This window comes from Fumia xinanensis, from assembly GCF_014384905.1.
GTDB lineage: Bacteria > Bacillota > Clostridia > Oscillospirales > Ruminococcaceae > Fumia > Fumia xinanensis.
Window position 1 is genome coordinate 39,093 of sequence record NZ_JACRSV010000005.1, and the last position, 16,437, is coordinate 55,529.

Below are 16,437 nucleotides of genomic sequence, written 5' to 3' on the forward strand. Positions count from 1 at the left end.
CAATCGCACCAATGAGAATGGTACCACGGAAGTGTCGCTTTCGTTTCTTGATAACAGGAAACGAAAGCGTTTTTTGTTATTCACACCGTTTTCAATCGTATCATTACTGGAACATCAAACGCCATGACGCCCAAGAAAGGAAGGCAGACAGTAATGAAAAACGCAAACAAATATCAGAGAGGGTATTTTCTCCCCCCAACCTGTGAAATGAAATGGATGCAGAAGGACTACATCGACAAAGCCCCCATTTGGTGCAGCGTCGATCTTCGAGACGGCAACCAGTCGCTGATTATCCCCATGAGCTTAGAAGAAAAAGTGGAATTCTTCAAGCTGCTTGTTAAAGTGGGATTTAAGGAAATCGAAGTGGGCTTTCCCGCCGCCTCCGAGACAGAATACACCTTTTTGCGTACCCTCATTGAACAAAACCTCATCCCCGATGACGTGACCATCCAAGTGCTCACCCAGTCGAGGGAACACATCATCAAAAAGACCTTTGAGGCGTTAAAAGGCGCCAAAAGCGCCGTGGTTCACCTCTATAACTCCACCTCGGTGGCCCAGCGGGAGCAGGTGTTCAAAAAATCCAAGGAAGAGATCATCGAAATCGCCGTTTCCGGCGCAAAGCTCTTAAACCAGTATGCCGCCGAGACCGACGGCAACTTTAAATTCGAGTATTCCCCCGAAAGTTTCACCGGCACCGAGATGGAATTCGCCCTCGACATCTGCAACGCCGTTTTGGACGTCTGGAAACCCACTCCGGACAACAAAGTCATCATCAATCTCCCCGTCACCGTCTCCATGTCCATGCCCCACGTTTACGCCAACCAGGTGGAATTCATGTGCGACAACTTAAAATACCGGGAAAATGTCATCGTCTCCCTCCATCCCCACAACGACCGGGGCTGCGCGGTGGCCGATTCGGAAATGGGCCTGTTGGCAGGCGCCGACCGCATCGAGGGAACCCTCTTCGGAAACGGGGAACGCACCGGTAACGTGGACATCATCACCCTGGGTCTCAACATGTACTCTCACGGTGTCGACCCGGAGCTGGACTTCTCCAATCTCCCCGAAATCACCGAGCTTTACGAGCGCGTCACCCGAATGCACGTCTATGAGCGGCAGCCCTACAGCGGTCAGCTTGTTTTTGCAGCCTTCTCCGGTTCCCACCAAGACGCCATCGCCAAAGGGATGAAATGGCGGGAAGAGAAAAACTGCGACACCTGGACTGTCCCCTATCTGCCTCTGGACCCCAAAGATGTGGGCCGCGTTTACGAAACAGATGTCATCCGCATCAACAGCCAGTCCGGCAAGGGCGGCATCGGCTACCTGATGGAGCAGAATTTTGGCTACGACCTGCCCCCGAAAATGCGGGAAGATTTCGGTTACGCCGTCAAGAGCGTCTCCGACCATCTGCATAAAGAGCTCATGCCTGACGAAGTATTGGGAATTTTCCAGAAAGAATACGTCAACGTTAACGCTCCTATCAACCTCATCGACTATCACTTCAACCGCAACGGTGATGTAAAAGTAGATTTGACCATTGAGTACAATGGCGAGACAAAATCCCTCCACGGCAAAGGAAACGGCCGCTTGGATGCCGTCAGCAACGCCATTAAGGAAAACCTCTCCATCCAATACACAAACCTCACCTATAAAGAGCATGCCTTGCAGGAAGGCTCCGGCGCACAGGCCGTCGCCTACGTGGGTATCACCACTCCAGACGGCAAAACAGTATGGGGCGCCGGCATTCACGACGATATCATCGCCGCTTCTATTCAGGCGCTCTTCAGCGCCATCAACCGTATGGAAAAGCAAGGCTAATTCATAGAAAGGCAGGATAAATCACTCATGGCTATGACAATGACACAAAAAATTCTGGCAGCTCATGCAGGGCTACCGGAAGTAAAACCGGGCCAGCTTATCAAGGCAAAGCTCGATATGGTGCTGGGAAATGACATCACCTCCCCCGTCGCCATCAACGAATTTAATAAAGCTGGATTTGAGGGTGTTTTCGACACGGATAAAATCTCTCTGGTTATGGACCACTTCGCCCCCAACAAGGATATTAAGGCAGCTCAGCAGTGCAAGCAGTGCCGCACCTTTGCCCATCGTTTTGACATCAAAAATTATTACGACGTAGGAGAAATGGGTATTGAGCATGCCCTTCTCCCTGAAAAAGGTTTAGTCGGCCCCGGCGAGCTCATCATCGGCGCCGACTCCCACACCTGCACTTACGGCGCACTGGGTGCCTTCTCCACCGGCGTTGGCTCCACCGATATGGCCGCCGGCATGGCCACCGGGGAAGCCTGGTTCAAAGTCCCCTCCGCCATCAAGTTTAACCTGACCGGTTCTTTGCAGAAATGGGTCAGCGGCAAGGACGTAATCCTTCACATCATCGGTATGATCGGCGTGGACGGAGCCCTTTACAAATCTATGGAGTTCACAGGCGAGGGCTTACAGAATCTCACCATGGACGACCGGCTCTGCATGGCCAATATGGCCATTGAAGCCGGAGCCAAAAATGGCATCTTCGATGTGGACGAAGTGACCCTCGAATACGTAAACGGCCGGGTTAACCGCCCCTTCAACACTTATAAAGCCGATCCTGACGCCGAATACGACCAGATTATCGACATCGATCTTTCGAAAATCACCCCCACCGTCTCCTTCCCCCATCTGCCGGAAAATACCAGAACTTTCGACGAAATCGGCGACGTTGTCATCGACCAGGTGGTTATCGGCTCCTGCACCAACGGACGCCTCTCCGATATGGCCGCGGCGGCGGAAATTCTCAAAGGCAAACACATCGCCGAAAACGTCCGCTGTATCGTCATCCCCGCCACCCAACAGATTTATAAGGAATCCATGAAGCTGGGATACTTAGAGACCTTTATCGACGCTGGCTGTATCGTCTCTACCCCCACCTGCGGCCCCTGCCTGGGCGGCTACATGGGGATTTTGGCGGAAGGCGAGCGCGCCGTCGCCACCACCAACCGCAACTTTGTCGGCCGGATGGGCCACGTGGACTCGGAAGTATACCTTGCAAGCCCCGCCGTAGCGGCCGCTTCTGCCATTGCCGGCAAAATCGCCAAACCCGAATAATTACAATTTGCCAGACCTCCTTGCAGCGGCGTGAAACAAGATGCACAAAATGCGGTTTCACTGCCGCCGCCCAAAAGGCGGACACAAAACGTCTGCAAGTTCTATCAAAGTAATCTTTGACTTCATAAAACCGGGCGGCGGAATCCTAGGCTCCAACCCGCCGCCACCTTTTCAGAAAGGAATTGACTGCCATGAATACAAAAGGCTTTGCCCATAAATTCGGGGACAACGTGGATACCGACGTTATCATCCCCGCCCGTTACCTCAACACGGCCGACCACAAGGAACTGGCCGCTCACTGTATGGAAGACATCGACAAGGATTTTACGAGGAAAGTAAAGCCCTCCGATATCATCGTCGCCGGATTGAACTTCGGCTGCGGCTCTTCCCGGGAGCACGCCCCCATCGCCATCAAGGCCGCAGGAGTTTCCTGCGTCATCGCCAAGACTTTCGCCCGCATCTTCTACCGCAACGCCATCAACATTGGCCTTGCCATTTTGGAATGTGAGGAAGCCAGCGAAAAAATCTCGGAAGGCGATGAAATTGCCATCGACTTTGACACCGGCGTTATCACCAATTTGACGAAAAACGAGACCTACCAGGCCCAGCCCTTCCCTGAATTCATCAAAGACATCATCAACAAGGGCGGCCTTCTGAATTCTATCAAAAATTAAAGGAAAGGAAGTCATCCCGATGAACAAGACCATCACCGTCATCAAAGGCGACGGCATCGGCCCCGAAATTGTCACCGAGGCGCTGCGGGTCCTCGACAAAATCGCCCAAAAATACGGCCATAGCTTCACCTATCAGCAAATCGACGCCGGCGGCTGCGCCATCGACAAATACGGCACCTCTCTTCCGGAGGAAAGCCTGCAAAAATGCCTTGACTGTGACAGCGTCCTTTTAGGTGCTGTCGGCGGCCCCAAATGGGACGGCGTCGACAAAAATATCCGCCCCGAAGCGGCCCTTCTGGGCATCCGATCCGCTATGGGCCTTTACGCCAATCTTCGTCCGGCCAAGCTGTTCCCGCAGTTAAGCGGCGCTTCTCCTTTAAAGCCAGAAATCGTCGCAAGGGGCATCGATCTTCTCATGGTTCGTGAACTCATCGGCGGCGCTTACTTCGGCGACCACATCACCGAGGAAAAAAATGGAGAGAAAGTGGCCACCGACCTGATGACCTACAGCGAGCATGAAATCGAGCGCATTGCCCGCACCGCCTTTAACACCGCCCGCAAACGGGGCAAACGTGTTATCTCCGTGGACAAAGCAAACGTCCTTGACTCCTCCCGCCTCTGGAGAGCCGTCGTCCACCGTGTAGCCGCGGAATACCCCGACGTCACCTGCACCGATATGCTGGTGGACAACACCGCCATGCAGCTTGTAAAAGATCCATCCCAGTTTGACGTGGTCGTCACCGAAAATCTCTTCGGCGACATCCTGTCCGACGAAGCCAGCATGATTACCGGCTCCATCGGTATGATTCCCTCGTCGAGCCTAGGCGAAGGCACCAGAGGCATGTACGAACCCATTCACGGCTCCGCGCCAGACATTGCCGGAAAGAATCTCGCCAATCCTATCGGCACTATTCTTTCCGCCGCTATGATGCTTAAATACTCCTTCGATATGGACGCGGAATCCGAAGCCATAGAGGCTGCCGTCAACAAAGCTCTCGACGATGGCTACCGCACTGGAGACATTATGAGCGAGGGAATGACCCAGGTCACATGCTCTGAGATGGGCGACAAAATCCTCGAAAACATCTAATTTTCTGTTGACAGCAACTTTTATTTGTGCTATGCTTGATTTCAATACCGAAACATTATGATGGAAAGAGTATTTCGTCTCCCTGTTTCACAGAGAGCTGCCGCTTGGTGGAAGGCAGCAAATAGGCGCGAAAGAAGATGGTTCCGGAATGGCGCACCGAGGCAAATAAATTGCTTAGACTGCGACAGGATTCGCCTGTTATAGCGATACAGTATCCCAAAAGGCGTACTGGACGAGGCTTACTCCCGCGAGGGATAGGCGAAATGAAGTGGTAACACGGGAAATCCCCCGTCTTCATGGCTCACAAGCCGGAAGACGGGGTTTTATTTTTTACAAAGGAGTACTGAATGGTTGGACTTGGAACCATCATCAACGTGGCCGCCATCATCTTGGGCGGTTTGTTGGGAAAACTGTGCAGCCGGTTTCTCTCCGGACGTTATCAGGACACGTTAAGCAAAACCTGCGGCGTCTGCGTGCTTTTTATCGCAATAGGCGGCGCCATGGAAGGAATACTATCAATCAGCGGAAACGCTATTGTCAGCGGCAAATCCCTCCTGATCATTTGCTGCCTTGCCCTAGGAGCATTGTTGGGCGAGCTTTGCAATTTGGAAGATAAATTCGAACAATTTGGCGAGTGGTTAAAAAATAAGACCGGTAACGCCAAGGAAAAAAACTTTGTCGAAGGCTTTGTAACAGCCTCCCTTACTGTCAGCATCGGTGCCATGGCAATCGTCGGCTCCATCGAAGATGGCATTTTCGGCGACTATTCTATTTTGGCCACAAAAGCCATTTTGGACTTTATCATTATCCTGGTCATGACCTGCTCCATGGGAAAAGGCTGTGCTTTTTCGGCAATTCCTGTGGCCTGCTTTCAAGGGCTTTTGACCGTTTTGGCAAGGCTTGTAAAGCCTTTGATGACCGACGCCGCCCTTTCAAATCTGTCTTTAATCGGCTCTATTCTGATTTTCTGCGTTGGTCTAAACCTGATTTTTGGAAAAAAGATTCGGGTGGCGAATTTGCTCCCTTCCATTCTCCTTGCAATCATTATCGCTTTTCTGCCGCTTGGAGTTTAAAAGCACTGTCCGCTCCCCTATGGGATTAAGGTGCAAATTTTCTAATTCAAAAAAGCAACCTAGCTTTGAGATAAAATGACATTATAGGAGGAAAAAACCATGAGAGAAGAAACCAAATGCCTGCACGCGGGCTACACTCCCAAAAACGGAGAACCCCGCGTCGTCCCAATTTGTCAGAGCACAACCTATCTGTACGAAAGCACCGATGAAGTAGGCGCTCTGTTTGATCTGACCAAAAACGGATATTTTTATTCACGCATTGCCAATCCCACTGTCTGTGCTGTTGAAGACAAAATTGCCGCTTTGGAAGGCGGCGTGGGCGCTCTCTGTACCACTTCCGGCCAAGCGGCCAATTTGCTGGCAGTCCTCAATATCTGCTCCGCCGGAGACAGCATCATCAGCGCCCCCACTATTTATGGCGGAACCATCAACCTTTTCGCCGTCACTTTAAAGCGTCTGGGTATCGAGTGTATTTTCGTCGATCCGGAGGCTTCCGAGGAAGAAATCCAGAAGGCTTTCAAGCCCAATACCCGTCTCGTCTTTGGCGAAACGATTGCAAATCCCGCTATCTGTGTCTTTGATATCGAGAAGTTTGCAAGCATCGCTCATAAAAACGGCGTACCGCTCATCATTGACAACACCTTCGCTACCCCCATCCTCTGCAGGCCCTTTGAATTCGGCGCTGATATCGTCACCCACTCCACTACCAAATATATGGACGGCCACGCCGTACAGGTGGGTGGCGTCATCGTTGACAGCGGCAATTTTGATTGGACAAACGGCAAATATCCCGAGCTTTGCGAGCCCGATGAATCCTACCACGGTCTTCGCTATGTGGAGGCCTTTGGGAATGCTGCCTACATCACCAAGGCTCGTGTCCAGTTGATGCGCGATTTTGGCGTTTATCCCGGCGCAACCGCTGCTTTTTACCTGAACCTGGGGCTGGAAACTCTGGCTGTCCGGATGGAACGGTACTGTGAAAATGCAGAAAAAGTCGCCCGTCACTTCGCCGCCTCCGACAAAGTGGAATCGGTGAGCTACCCCTCCCTTGAAACCGACCCCTACCATGAGCGCGCCAAAAAATACCTGCCCAAAGGCTGCAGCGGTGTATTATCATTTACAATAAAAGGCGGCCGGGAAAAGGCAGCCAAGTTTATGGACAGCCTGAAGCTCGCTTCCAACGAAGTCCATGTAGCGGACATCCGCACCTGTGTTCTCCATCCTGCCAGCGCCACTCACCGCCAGCTCACCGACGAGCAGCTGATTGCCGCCGGTATCAATCCCGGTCTAATTCGGTTCTCCGTCGGCTTGGAAAACGTGGATGACATCATCGAAGATATTGACCAGGCACTCGCCAACATTTAACGAAAAATACTGTAAAAAGAGACGGGAAAAATCCCGTCTCTTTTTTATTTACTCCTCATCCCGCGGCTTGGGATTATCAGTCAACCCGGCAATATAATCGGTGCTGACCCCATAAAACTCCGCAATTTCTATGGCAAACTGAAAGGAAAATTTTCTCTCCCCTTGCTCATAACGGACATACGTAGAGGGAGCCACATCCATCATTTTGGCCACATATTGCTGCGACAAACAGTTTCCTTCCCTCAGTTCCTTCAGTCGCTGGTGAATCATACTCATTATTTTCCCCCCCTTTTTATATATTTCCAGTATTCACTTCCCATCATTTTATCTCTCCTGTGCATAACCCATCCGGCACATGGACCAACTGAGGGAACTTTTTGAGATCCGCTCATAAATATCCCACAAGTTGTCCACAATCCTCACCTCAACTCGGCGATCAAACAATTCCTGGAACAAATCGTCTACTCGATACTTGGCAATTGGTGTTTGAACCGTTTTAGAAACATAATACCCTGCAATATCATCTTGCAATTCAAATCCGGAAGAATCGAACTCATAAAGGTAAAGAACGGTATTTTTCATCATCTGAAACCATTGGCTTTCGATCACCACCGTATGTGTTGCCGTTGCAGAAGAAAAATACCTTTCCTGATCTTCCGGCGTTGTATTGATACCGATATGATACGTGATTCTGGGACAATTCCTCGGAGTCAAAAAATTGGGAAGTCTCCGCTGATCAACCGCCCATACAAGGCCCTGAGTCTGATCCAAGTCTTTCCGCTTCGGAATGCGCGGATAAAATACTCCTATGTCCTTTTCTTCGCTTACATGGAACAAGCGCATATTGAAAGCCCCCTTTCCTTTTTTATCTTACCATACTTACAATTTTGATTCCACAGTTTTTTCTTCTTTGACAATATGAAAAATTGACGCCTAAATCGCCTGCTAATTCCCCATAAACTTACAAAATATTTCATCCAATCTATGACAAGTTTTTTACCGATTATGCCGTATCCTAGTGAATAGGAATACGGCATATTTTTTTGGACAAGCTTCATTAATCAGGAGGGATAAAAATGCCTGTCACAACCATATACGAAGATTCAGTCGTTACAGCGTTTCTGTCGGGGGACATCGACCATCACACCGCCGCCGCTATGAGGGAGACCATCGACCAGACGGTGGAAAGCTCCCTGCCCCAAAAGCTCATCGTCGACTTCAAGGACGTGACCTTTATGGACAGCAGCGGTATCGGCCTTGTCATGGGCCGCTATAAACTAATGCGCTCGCTAAACGGGGAAATTGAAGTTCGAAACGTTTCCTCCCACATCAAAAAAGTTATGAAGCTGGCGGGGCTTGACCTGCTGGCCGTCGTCAAATAAAGTTCGGACAGAAAGGCAGAAATCAGATGAAAGCAATCAACGAAATGACATTATCTTTTATCAGCCGCTCCGCCAATGAGGGTTTTGCCCGCGCGGCGGTAGCGTCCTTTTTTGTGCAGTTGGACCCCACCGTCGAGGAAATGTCCGATATCAAAACCGCTATCAGCGAAGCAGTAACAAATGCAATTGTCCACGGTTACCGGGATAACCTGGGCAAGGTTCAAATCCACGCCCGCATCTACCCCGACAATCGCATTTACATAAGAGTGAAAGACCAAGGCTGCGGCATCCCCGACGTGGAAAAGGCAATGGAGCCCCTTTACACCACCTGCACAACCGGCGAACGTGCAGGGCTTGGTTTTGCCGTCATGCAGTCTTTTATGGACAAAGTGCGTGTCCGTTCCTCCCCCGGAAAGGGCACCACTGTTATCCTCACGAAAAAACTCAGCTCCAAACAGCAGAATGCATAAAACTCCCGCGGAAAAAGACGCTTTTGTCGCGGCAAATCTGGGACTTGTCCATTCCCTGGCCCATCGGCTCAAAGGCAGAGGCATCGAATACGAGGAGCTGTATTCGGCAGGATGTGTCGGCCTAGTCAAGGCCATGGAGGGGTTTGATGAATCCCGTGGACTCAAATTTTCCACCTATGCCGTTCCCGTAATATTAGGGGAGATGAAGCGCCTCTTTCGCGACGGAGGCTCCGTCAAGGTCAGCCGTTCGTTAAAAGAGCTTTCCCTTAAGGTGTCAAGAGAACGGGACAAACTGAGCATCTCATTGGGTCGGGAGCCCACGGTGGGCGAACTGTCGGAAGCCCTGGGCGTGGAACCGCAGCTTATTTCCGAGGCAATTAATGTGGCCCTCCCCACCATTTCCCTCACCCAGCCGGACGACGACGGAGGCGGGCAGATCGACGTGGAAGTGGAGTCACCGGAGGAACTCCTCTCCGACCGTCTCGCCCTTCGGGAGGTACTCAAGGAGTTGGACGAAAAAGACCGTTTGCTTCTCGTCATGCGCTATTATAAAAACTGGACGCAGACCCAGACGGCTACCTGTCTCGGCATGACCCAGGTGCAGGTTTCCCGCCGGGAAAAGAAGCTTCTTCTCTTTTTACGGGGAAAGCTTTTGGAATAGCCCTCCAAATTCGGAATGGCGGAGGACGTTCCCCGCTATTCCGATTTTTGAGATATATGATTCAATCGGTTAATTTGAACGTAACTTACCCTCACAACTATATTTGAAAAACCCGGCGGATTTTTCTCCGCCGGGTTTCCTTTTACTTCAATTTATTGGCAACGCTGATGCGGTTGAGCGCTGTTTTGAGCTTTATCTCTTCGATATCCTGCTCTCGTTTGGACTGCTCCTGCTGGAGCCGCTCCTTCGCCCGATCCGCAGCCTGCTGAGCCCGCTCCACGTCGATTTCGTCCGCCCACTCACAGGCGGATGTGACGATAGTCGCCGTATTGTCTCCGGTTTTCAGAAATCCTCCCGCAATGGCTGCAAAGCGTTCCCCTTCATCTGTCCGGATTTTCAGCGTGCCGATGACAAGAGGGGTCACATAGCGGGAATGGTTCGCCAAGATGCCCACGTCGCCGCTAGTAGTTCGAACCGAAAAGAAGCTGGCTTCCCCGTCATAAAAAATCCGGTCGGGCGTCACCACCCGCAGTTTGAAATTCGCCATCCTAACCGCCCATTCCTTTCTGGGAATCTAAAGTTGTTTTTAAAGGCATTCGATATCATTGCCGCTATCGTACGAATGGCAAAGCCTCCTTTTAGCTTCCGCCCTGCGTCTTCGCCTTCTGAACGGCCTCGTCGATGGTGCCTACAAACAGAAACGCCGATTCCGGCAGATCGTCGTGCTTTCCTTCGATGATCTCTTTGAATCCCCGGATCGTCTCTGCGATGGGAACGTATTTCCCCTCCATGCCGGTAAACTGCTCCGCCACTGTGAACGGCTGGGACAGGAAACGCTGGATTTTCCGCGCCCGGGATACCGTCAGCCGGTCCTCGTCGGACAGCTCATCCATGCCGAGAATGGCAATGATATCCTGAAGCTCCTTGTACCGCTGCAAAATGGATTGTACCTGCCGGGCCACCTCGTAGTGCTCGTGGCCCACGATTTCCGGCGTCAGGATGCGCGAGTTAGAGTCCAGCGGGTCCACCGCCGGATAAATGCCCTGGGAAGCAATGTTTCTCGAGAGCACCGTCGTGGCATCCAGATGGGCAAAGGTGGTCGCCGGAGCCGGGTCGGTCAGGTCGTCGGCCGGAACGTAAACCGCCTGCACCGACGTAATAGAGCCGTTTTTCGTCGAGGTGATCCGCTCCTGCAATGCGCCCATTTCCGTCGCCAAAGTCGGCTGGTACCCCACCGCAGACGGCATCCGGCCTAAGAGCGCCGAAACCTCCGACCCCGCCTGGGTAAAGCGGAAAATGTTGTCGATGAAGAGCAAAACGTCCTGATGCTCCTCATCCCGGAAGTACTCCGCCATGGTGAGGCCGGAAAGACCCACCCGCATTCTCGCTCCCGGCGGTTCGTTCATCTGCCCGTAGACCAGCGCCGTCTTGTTGATGACGCCCGACTCAATCATCTCGTTATAGAGGTCGTTTCCCTCACGGGTCCGCTCGCCGACACCGGTGAACACCGAAATGCCGCCGTGCTGGGTGGCTACATTGTTGATAAGCTCCATGATCAGTACGGTTTTTCCAACGCCTGCGCCGCCGAACAGGCCGATCTTTCCGCCTTTCAGATAGGGCGCGATCAAATCGACCACCTTAATTCCGGTTTCTAGGATTTCGTTGGACGCCCGCTGTTCCTCAAAGCTGGGGGCTGGGCGGTGAATGGGCAGGCGCTTTTCGGCCTTGGGGGCGGGCTTGTTGTCCACCGGTTCTCCCAGCAGATTGAAAATCCGGCCCAGAGTTTCGTCCCCCACTGGAACGGTAATCGGCCCGCCGGTATCGGTGGCATTCAGCCCCCTGGTTAAACCATCGGTAGAACTCATGGAAATACAACGGACCGTATCATCTCCGATGTGCTGCGCCACCTCGGCAACCACGATTTTACCGTCTTTTTCGATGTGTATGGCGTTGAGGAGATTTGGAAGGTGCTTCGCGTCGAACCGGATATCCAAAACCGGCCCGATGATTTGAATGACCTTCCCCACATTTTCTGACATTTGCTTCCCTCCTGGACTTCTGGGAAACCCCAGAATATTAGCTGGCGGCGTTTGCCCCCGCCACGATTTCGGTCAGCTCCTGGGTGATCGCCGACTGGCGCGCCCGGTTGTAGCTGAGCGACAGGCTGTCGATCATATCCCTGGCGTTGTTGGTCGCGGATTCCATGGCTGTCCGCCGCGCCCCCTGTTCCGAGGCGTAGGACTCGACGATGCCGCCGTAGACCATACCGGCGATATACTGGGGGATGATGCTGTTAAACACCGCCTCCGCCGACGGTTCGTATAAAACCATGGGCTCTATTTTCTTCGGATCCCGCTTTTCCACATGGAGCTCCAGCGGTAATATCCGCATCTCGGTTGCGATTTGAGTCAGCGGCGTCACAAATTGGGTAAACACAAGATGAACGCTTCCGATCTTTCCTCTGCGGAACAGATTATTCGCTTTTTCGCTGATTTCAGAAACTACTATCGAATCCAGGTCCTCCGCAATGCCGCTGTAACGTCCAACTATTTGACAGTTTACCCGCTCGTAATGCTCGACGCTTTTTTTCCCGATGGCAATGACCATGCCGTTTCGTTTTTCAATTTCCGGGTCGGCCAACTTAAAGACGTTGGAGTTGTATCCTCCCGCCAGCCCTCTATCGCCCGCGATGACGATAAAGAGCGGCTTTTTCGACGGATCCGCTGCCGTGTAAATACTGTCCTTGTCCTGCATTTCTGCCGACAGCTCGGAGATGGTCTCGTAGAGAATATTGAAGAAGGGCCGCGCCCGCTCCGCCCGTTCTTTCGCCTTGCGAAGCTTGGACGAGGAGACCAGTTCCATGGCCTTTGTGATCTGCATGGTGCCTTCCACCGATTTGATCCGGTCTTTGATGTCCTTCATCGATGCACTCATGGAATCGCCCTCCCTTCCTTACTGACGGCCCAAAAATTTTCCGACAAAAGTGCGGAGCACTTCATTGAGCCGTTCGGTATTTTCTTTGGTCAAATCCCCCGTCTGACGGATACTATCCGTAATCTCGGGATAAGATTCGTCCACAAAATCGTAGAGCTGCTGTTCAAATTCGGCAATCTGCTCCACCGGAATCTCCTGCAGGAAATTGTTGATGACCGCGTAGATGATAATGACCTGATGTTCCACCGCAACCGGCGAATTTTTGTCCTGTTTTAGCACCTCGACAATGCGGGCGCCCTGATCCAGCCGCTCCTTGGTGTCCTTGTCCAAATCGGAACCAAACTGGGCGAAGGCCTGCAATTCCCGGTACTGGGAATAAGCGAGCTTCAACTGCCCCGACACCTTTTTCATCGCCTTGATCTGAGCATTACCGCCGACGCGGGACACCGAAATGCCCGGATTGACCGCTGGACGGACGCCTGCGTTAAAGAGCTCCGTCTCCAAAAAAATCTGCCCGTCGGTGATGGAAATGACGTTGGTGGGAATATAGGCCGACACGTCGCCCGCCTGGGTCTCGATGAGAGGCAGCGCCGTCAGCGATCCTCCCCCCAACTCCGGCGACAGGTTCGCCGCCCGCTCTAACAAGCGGGAGTGGAGGTAAAACACGTCACCGGGATAGGCCTCCCGTCCCGGAGGCCGCTTTAATAGCAGCGACAGGGCACGGTAAGCCACCGCGTGCTTCGATAAATCGTCGTAAACGCAGAGGACATCCCGACCTTTGTACATAAAGTATTCGCCCATGGCGCAGCCGGCATAGGGCGCGATATACTGGATGGGCGCCAGCTCGGAAGCCGTCGCCGACACTACGATGGTGTACTCCATCGCCCCCGCCCGGGACAAAGAATCCACCACGTTTGCCACTGTCGAGCGCTTCTGCCCGATGGCGACGTAAATGCAGATGACGTCCTTGCCCTTCTGGTTGATGATGGTGTCGATGGCAATTGCGGTCTTGCCCGTCTGCCGGTCACCGATTATCAGCTCCCGCTGACCGCGGCCGATGGGAATCATCGAGTCGATGGCCTTAATACCGGTCTGCAAAGGCCGGTTGACACTTTTGCGCTCGATAATGCCGGGAGCCGGACTCTCGATGGGCCGTTTTTCCTCGCTGAGCACCGGGCCCTTGCCGTCAATGGGCTCTCCCAAGGGATTCACTACTCTTCCGAGCAGCGCTTCGCCCACCGGCACCGAAACAATCGTCCCGGTCCGGCGCACTGTATTCCCTTCTTTGATATCTTCGTCGGACCCCAGCAGTACCGCGCCCACAAAATCCTGTTCCAGATTGAGGGCCATGCCGTATATATCACCGCCAAAATCTAACAGTTCTCCCGACATGCAGCTTTCGAGCCCATAAACCCGGGCAATTCCGTCACCCACCGTGACGACAGTGCCCACGTCTTTGAGTTCGGTCTTACTCTCGTAATTTTTAATCTGCGCTTTGATAAGATTGGTAATTTCTTCAGGGCGTAAATCCATCCGGACCTTCCTTTCCCTTTCGATTCATTGATAGGCTATGCAATCACGCCGCGGATCTGGTGCCGCAAAGCGCTGAGCTTCTCACGCACCGAACCGTTGATTTCCTGATTGTTGTACTTCAATATCACGCCGCCGAGGATAGAGGCGTCCACGCTGTTTTGCAGCAAAATCTGTTTCCCCGTAAGCTCCGACAGCTTATCCCGGAGCTTCTGCTTCTGGTTTTCCGACATTGCCACCGCTGTGACAGCCTCTACTTCCAGAAGCCCTAAATGCTGGCGATAAAGCGCACCAAACTGGTCTGCAATAGATAAAAACAGCCCCATCCGACGCTTATCGGAGAGAATCCGCAAAAAATTATAGAGAATTTCCTCCACGCTTCCCGCAAAGGTCTCTTTTAAAATTTTTTGCTTGTCCCCGGCGTCCATAGCGGGCGAATCCATCATGGCAAGAAACGCCGGTTCCGCTTGGAAAACCGCTGTCAGTGCATCCAGCTCTGCCTTCACTTGCTCCAGCTTATTTTCTTCCAGCGCCGACTGAAACAGCGCGTCGCCGTAAATTTTCTCCGCTAATTCTGCCATGGCCCGTCACCCACCTTGTCGATGAATTCATCGATCAGCTTCTTGTGGTCGCCCGCGTCCATCTCTTTTTCCAGCACGTTGGACGCCGCCATAAGCGCGATATCGGCAATCTCGTCCTTGATTTCGTTGACCGCCTTTTTCTTCTCCGATTCGATCTGTTCTTCCGCCCGCACCATCATGTTGCTGACGGTGTCTTTGGCGTCGCCAATCATTGATTCGGACCGCAGTTGCGCCCGCTTTGTCGCCGACCGGACGATCTCTTCCGCCTCCAATTTGGCGCCGGACAGTTTTTTCTCGTACTGATCCTTCAGTTGATGGGCCTCAGCTTCGGCGGCGTCTGCCTTTTGATAGGTTTCTGCCACTTCCTGTTCCCGCATTTCAAACATCTTTTTGACCGGTTTGTAGAGAAACCGCTTGAGGATGAGATAAATCAGGAAGAGGTTTATCAGCATAAACAGGATTTTCCAAAGGTCGATCGCAAAGACTTCACCTGTCTCCATGCGTTCACCCTCCGTTTCTTGATTTTTTAAGGAAGCGGTTTACAGCAAATTGACCAATGGGTTAAAAAATAGAAGTGCCAGCGCGATAAACAAACCGTAAATACCAGTGGTTTCCGCTACGCCGCATCCTACGAGAAGAGTCCTGATGACGAGTCCCTGGGCCTCCGGCTGACGGCTGACAGCCTCGACTGCCTTGCCCGCCGCAAAACCCTGGCCGATACCGGGGCCGATACCGGCGATAACTGCCAGCCCCGCGCCGACCGCGGAAGCCGCAACAACAATAGCTTTTGCCAATAATGGATCCATAATAACCTTCCTTTCTATATCCACCCAAAGGGCGACTCTGACAAATATTTAAGCAGCTGATTCATCCGGCGCACTGTTGCTCACATAGACCATAGTGAGCATACAGAAGATAAACGCCTGCATGAATCCGCTGAACAAATCAAAGTAAAGGGATAAAATAGCCGGCAGTCCCGCTTGGAAAAGCGGCACCGGCAGATGGATCATCGAGCTTAAGGAAGCAAGTCCAGTGTAAATCAAAGTCATGATGATATTTCCACCCACTATGTTTCCGAAATGACGCAGTGCCATTCCCACCGGCGTAGAAACGATGCCTATAAGGTTGATCGGCAGCAAAAGAGGAATTGGTTCTGCAAAAGACTTCATGTAAGTCTTGAATCCATTAGCCTTAAAGCCCATGTAATGGATAAAGAAAGCAGTCAGCAGCGCCCAGGCTCCTGTCGTGTTTATGTCCATCGTAGTGGGACGCATCCCAATGAGCCCGATGAGGCTTCCGAATATCGAGGAAGCGAACAGCGCCATAATATACGGCGAAAACCGCATGCAGTTTTTTCCCATAGTGGTCTCGACTAAATTGTCGATGGTCAGCACCAGCTTTTCGGCGATAATCTGGGTCTTTTTGCGGGGGATTTTCTCCATCTTGTAGGTCAGCACCTTACAGAGAATAAAAAGTACCGCTGTAATCAGAAATGCATTGACAATAGTTTCATCAATGTGAATTCCCCCAAACAGAGGAATGGTAAAGAAAATCTTTGGGCCTTCCACCTTTTTTCAC

The 16,437-nt window shown here is 52.2% G+C and carries 19 protein-coding genes and 2 other annotated features (1 of these 21 cut by a window edge); of the genes, 9 read left to right on the forward strand and 10 right to left on the reverse strand.

Annotation, left to right across the window (positions count from 1 at the left end; genetic code table 11):
* Nucleotides 1-51: a binding site (T-box leader), on the forward strand (it extends 200 nt beyond the left edge of the window).
* Nucleotides 52-153: 102 nt separating this feature from the next.
* The 6 genes from H8710_RS12420 (at nt 154) to H8710_RS12445 (ending at nt 7,301) form a co-directional block, all read left to right on the forward strand.
* Entirely contained in the window at nt 154-1,818 is a 1,665-nt protein-coding gene (locus H8710_RS12420) for a 2-isopropylmalate synthase (protein WP_249296162.1), read from the forward strand.
* A gap of 27 nt (nt 1,819-1,845) precedes the next feature.
* Nucleotides 1,846-3,099, forward strand: coding sequence for a 3-isopropylmalate dehydratase large subunit (gene leuC / locus H8710_RS12425; protein ID WP_249296163.1), 1,254 nt, complete (start codon nt 1,846-1,848; stop codon nt 3,097-3,099).
* A 191-nt stretch (nt 3,100-3,290) separates the two neighbouring features.
* Nucleotides 3,291-3,773, forward strand: coding sequence for a 3-isopropylmalate dehydratase small subunit (gene leuD, locus H8710_RS12430; protein ID WP_249296164.1), 483 nt, complete (start codon nt 3,291-3,293; stop codon nt 3,771-3,773).
* Between the two features lie 19 nt (nt 3,774-3,792).
* Complete coding sequence (leuB, locus tag H8710_RS12435; protein ID WP_249296165.1) at nt 3,793-4,863, forward strand: 3-isopropylmalate dehydrogenase; 1,071 nt, start codon at nt 3,793-3,795, stop codon at nt 4,861-4,863.
* 48 nt (nt 4,864-4,911) lie between these two features.
* Nucleotides 4,912-5,162, forward strand: a binding site (T-box leader).
* Nucleotides 5,163-5,210: 48 nt separating this feature from the next.
* Nucleotides 5,211-5,936, forward strand: a complete 726-nt coding sequence (locus tag H8710_RS12440) for a DUF554 domain-containing protein (RefSeq protein WP_249296166.1) — start codon at nt 5,211-5,213, stop codon at nt 5,934-5,936.
* A 99-nt stretch (nt 5,937-6,035) separates the two neighbouring features.
* Complete coding sequence (locus H8710_RS12445) at nt 6,036-7,301, forward strand: O-acetylhomoserine aminocarboxypropyltransferase/cysteine synthase family protein (protein WP_249296167.1); 1,266 nt, start codon at nt 6,036-6,038, stop codon at nt 7,299-7,301.
* A gap of 48 nt (nt 7,302-7,349) precedes the next feature.
* Here the strand turns inward: H8710_RS12445 and H8710_RS12450 are convergent, their stop codons facing one another.
* The gene (locus tag H8710_RS12450) at nt 7,350-7,577 is read right to left on the reverse strand and encodes a helix-turn-helix domain-containing protein (protein ID WP_249296168.1); all 228 of its coding nucleotides are present in this window, start codon (nt 7,575-7,577) and stop codon (nt 7,350-7,352) included.
* A gap of 48 nt (nt 7,578-7,625) precedes the next feature.
* A complete protein-coding gene (locus H8710_RS12455) occupies nt 7,626-8,144 on the reverse strand; it encodes a DUF6886 family protein (RefSeq protein ID WP_249296169.1) in 519 nt (172 codons plus the stop codon).
* 233 nt (nt 8,145-8,377) lie between these two features.
* On the opposite strand from H8710_RS12455, the gene H8710_RS12460 reads away from it, so the two are divergent.
* The 3 genes from H8710_RS12460 to H8710_RS12470 are packed head-to-tail and all read left to right on the forward strand — an operon-like array spanning nt 8,378 to nt 9,814.
* A complete protein-coding gene (locus H8710_RS12460; protein WP_249296170.1) occupies nt 8,378-8,683 on the forward strand; it encodes an STAS domain-containing protein in 306 nt (101 codons plus the stop codon).
* 26 nt (nt 8,684-8,709) lie between these two features.
* Complete coding sequence (spoIIAB, locus tag H8710_RS12465; RefSeq protein WP_249296171.1) at nt 8,710-9,153, forward strand: anti-sigma F factor; 444 nt, start codon at nt 8,710-8,712, stop codon at nt 9,151-9,153.
* Nucleotides 9,146-9,814: a sigma-70 family RNA polymerase sigma factor gene (locus tag H8710_RS12470; RefSeq protein WP_249296172.1), complete on the forward strand. Its 669-nt coding sequence runs from the start codon at nt 9,146-9,148 to the stop codon at nt 9,812-9,814. Before spoIIAB ends, H8710_RS12470 begins: the two co-directional genes overlap by 8 nt.
* Before the next feature lie 142 nt (nt 9,815-9,956).
* Here the strand turns inward: H8710_RS12470 and atpC are convergent, their stop codons facing one another.
* From atpC to H8710_RS12510, 8 genes are all read right to left on the reverse strand, one after another.
* Entirely contained in the window at nt 9,957-10,361 is a 405-nt protein-coding gene (gene atpC, locus H8710_RS12475) for an ATP synthase F1 subunit epsilon (RefSeq protein ID WP_249296173.1), read from the reverse strand.
* A 91-nt stretch (nt 10,362-10,452) separates the two neighbouring features.
* A complete protein-coding gene (atpD, locus tag H8710_RS12480; protein WP_249296174.1) occupies nt 10,453-11,853 on the reverse strand; it encodes a F0F1 ATP synthase subunit beta in 1,401 nt (466 codons plus the stop codon).
* A 37-nt stretch (nt 11,854-11,890) separates the two neighbouring features.
* A complete protein-coding gene (gene atpG / locus H8710_RS12485) occupies nt 11,891-12,748 on the reverse strand; it encodes an ATP synthase F1 subunit gamma (RefSeq protein WP_249296175.1) in 858 nt (285 codons plus the stop codon).
* Between the two features lie 18 nt (nt 12,749-12,766).
* Nucleotides 12,767-14,281 carry a F0F1 ATP synthase subunit alpha gene (gene atpA, locus H8710_RS12490; RefSeq protein WP_249296176.1) on the reverse strand — a complete coding sequence of 505 codons (1,515 nt, stop codon included), beginning with the start codon at nt 14,279-14,281 and terminating at the stop codon, nt 12,767-12,769.
* 35 nt (nt 14,282-14,316) lie between these two features.
* Entirely contained in the window at nt 14,317-14,859 is a 543-nt protein-coding gene (gene atpH / locus H8710_RS12495) for an ATP synthase F1 subunit delta (RefSeq protein ID WP_249296177.1), read from the reverse strand.
* Complete coding sequence (atpF, locus tag H8710_RS12500) at nt 14,847-15,359, reverse strand: F0F1 ATP synthase subunit B (RefSeq protein ID WP_249296178.1); 513 nt, start codon at nt 15,357-15,359, stop codon at nt 14,847-14,849. The genes atpH and atpF overlap by 13 nt, the downstream gene beginning before the upstream one ends.
* Nucleotides 15,360-15,398: 39 nt before the next feature.
* A complete protein-coding gene (gene atpE, locus H8710_RS12505; protein WP_249296179.1) occupies nt 15,399-15,665 on the reverse strand; it encodes an ATP synthase F0 subunit C in 267 nt (88 codons plus the stop codon).
* 48 nt (nt 15,666-15,713) lie between these two features.
* On the reverse strand, nt 15,714-16,427 hold the full coding sequence (locus H8710_RS12510) for a F0F1 ATP synthase subunit A (RefSeq protein WP_249296180.1): 714 nt from the start codon (nt 16,425-16,427) through the stop codon (nt 15,714-15,716).
* Between the last annotated feature and the right edge of the window lie 10 nt (nt 16,428-16,437).

Bases quoted from the DNA above. Each gene is read 5' to 3' on its own strand.
- H8710_RS12420 (WP_249296162.1), top strand. From the start codon at position 154: ATGAAAAACGCAAACAAATATCAGAGAGGGTATTTTCTCCCCCCAACC.
- leuC (WP_249296163.1), top strand. From the start codon at position 1,846: ATGGCTATGACAATGACACAAAAAATTCTGGCAGCTCATGCAGGGCTA.
- leuD (WP_249296164.1), top strand. From the start codon at position 3,291: ATGAATACAAAAGGCTTTGCCCATAAATTCGGGGACAACGTGGATACC.
- leuB (WP_249296165.1), top strand. From the start codon at position 3,793: ATGAACAAGACCATCACCGTCATCAAAGGCGACGGCATCGGCCCCGAA.
- H8710_RS12440 (WP_249296166.1), top strand. From the start codon at position 5,211: ATGGTTGGACTTGGAACCATCATCAACGTGGCCGCCATCATCTTGGGC.
- H8710_RS12445 (WP_249296167.1), top strand. From the start codon at position 6,036: ATGAGAGAAGAAACCAAATGCCTGCACGCGGGCTACACTCCCAAAAAC.
- H8710_RS12450 (WP_249296168.1), bottom strand. From the start codon at position 7,577: ATGAGTATGATTCACCAGCGACTGAAGGAACTGAGGGAAGGAAACTGT.
- H8710_RS12455 (WP_249296169.1), bottom strand. From the start codon at position 8,144: ATGCGCTTGTTCCATGTAAGCGAAGAAAAGGACATAGGAGTATTTTAT.
- H8710_RS12460 (WP_249296170.1), top strand. From the start codon at position 8,378: ATGCCTGTCACAACCATATACGAAGATTCAGTCGTTACAGCGTTTCTG.
- spoIIAB (WP_249296171.1), top strand. From the start codon at position 8,710: ATGAAAGCAATCAACGAAATGACATTATCTTTTATCAGCCGCTCCGCC.
- H8710_RS12470 (WP_249296172.1), top strand. From the start codon at position 9,146: ATGCATAAAACTCCCGCGGAAAAAGACGCTTTTGTCGCGGCAAATCTG.
- atpC (WP_249296173.1), bottom strand. From the start codon at position 10,361: ATGGCGAATTTCAAACTGCGGGTGGTGACGCCCGACCGGATTTTTTAT.
- atpD (WP_249296174.1), bottom strand. From the start codon at position 11,853: ATGTCAGAAAATGTGGGGAAGGTCATTCAAATCATCGGGCCGGTTTTG.
- atpG (WP_249296175.1), bottom strand. From the start codon at position 12,748: ATGAGTGCATCGATGAAGGACATCAAAGACCGGATCAAATCGGTGGAA.
- atpA (WP_249296176.1), bottom strand. From the start codon at position 14,281: ATGGATTTACGCCCTGAAGAAATTACCAATCTTATCAAAGCGCAGATT.
- atpH (WP_249296177.1), bottom strand. From the start codon at position 14,859: ATGGCAGAATTAGCGGAGAAAATTTACGGCGACGCGCTGTTTCAGTCG.
- atpF (WP_249296178.1), bottom strand. From the start codon at position 15,359: ATGGAGACAGGTGAAGTCTTTGCGATCGACCTTTGGAAAATCCTGTTT.
- atpE (WP_249296179.1), bottom strand. From the start codon at position 15,665: ATGGATCCATTATTGGCAAAAGCTATTGTTGTTGCGGCTTCCGCGGTC.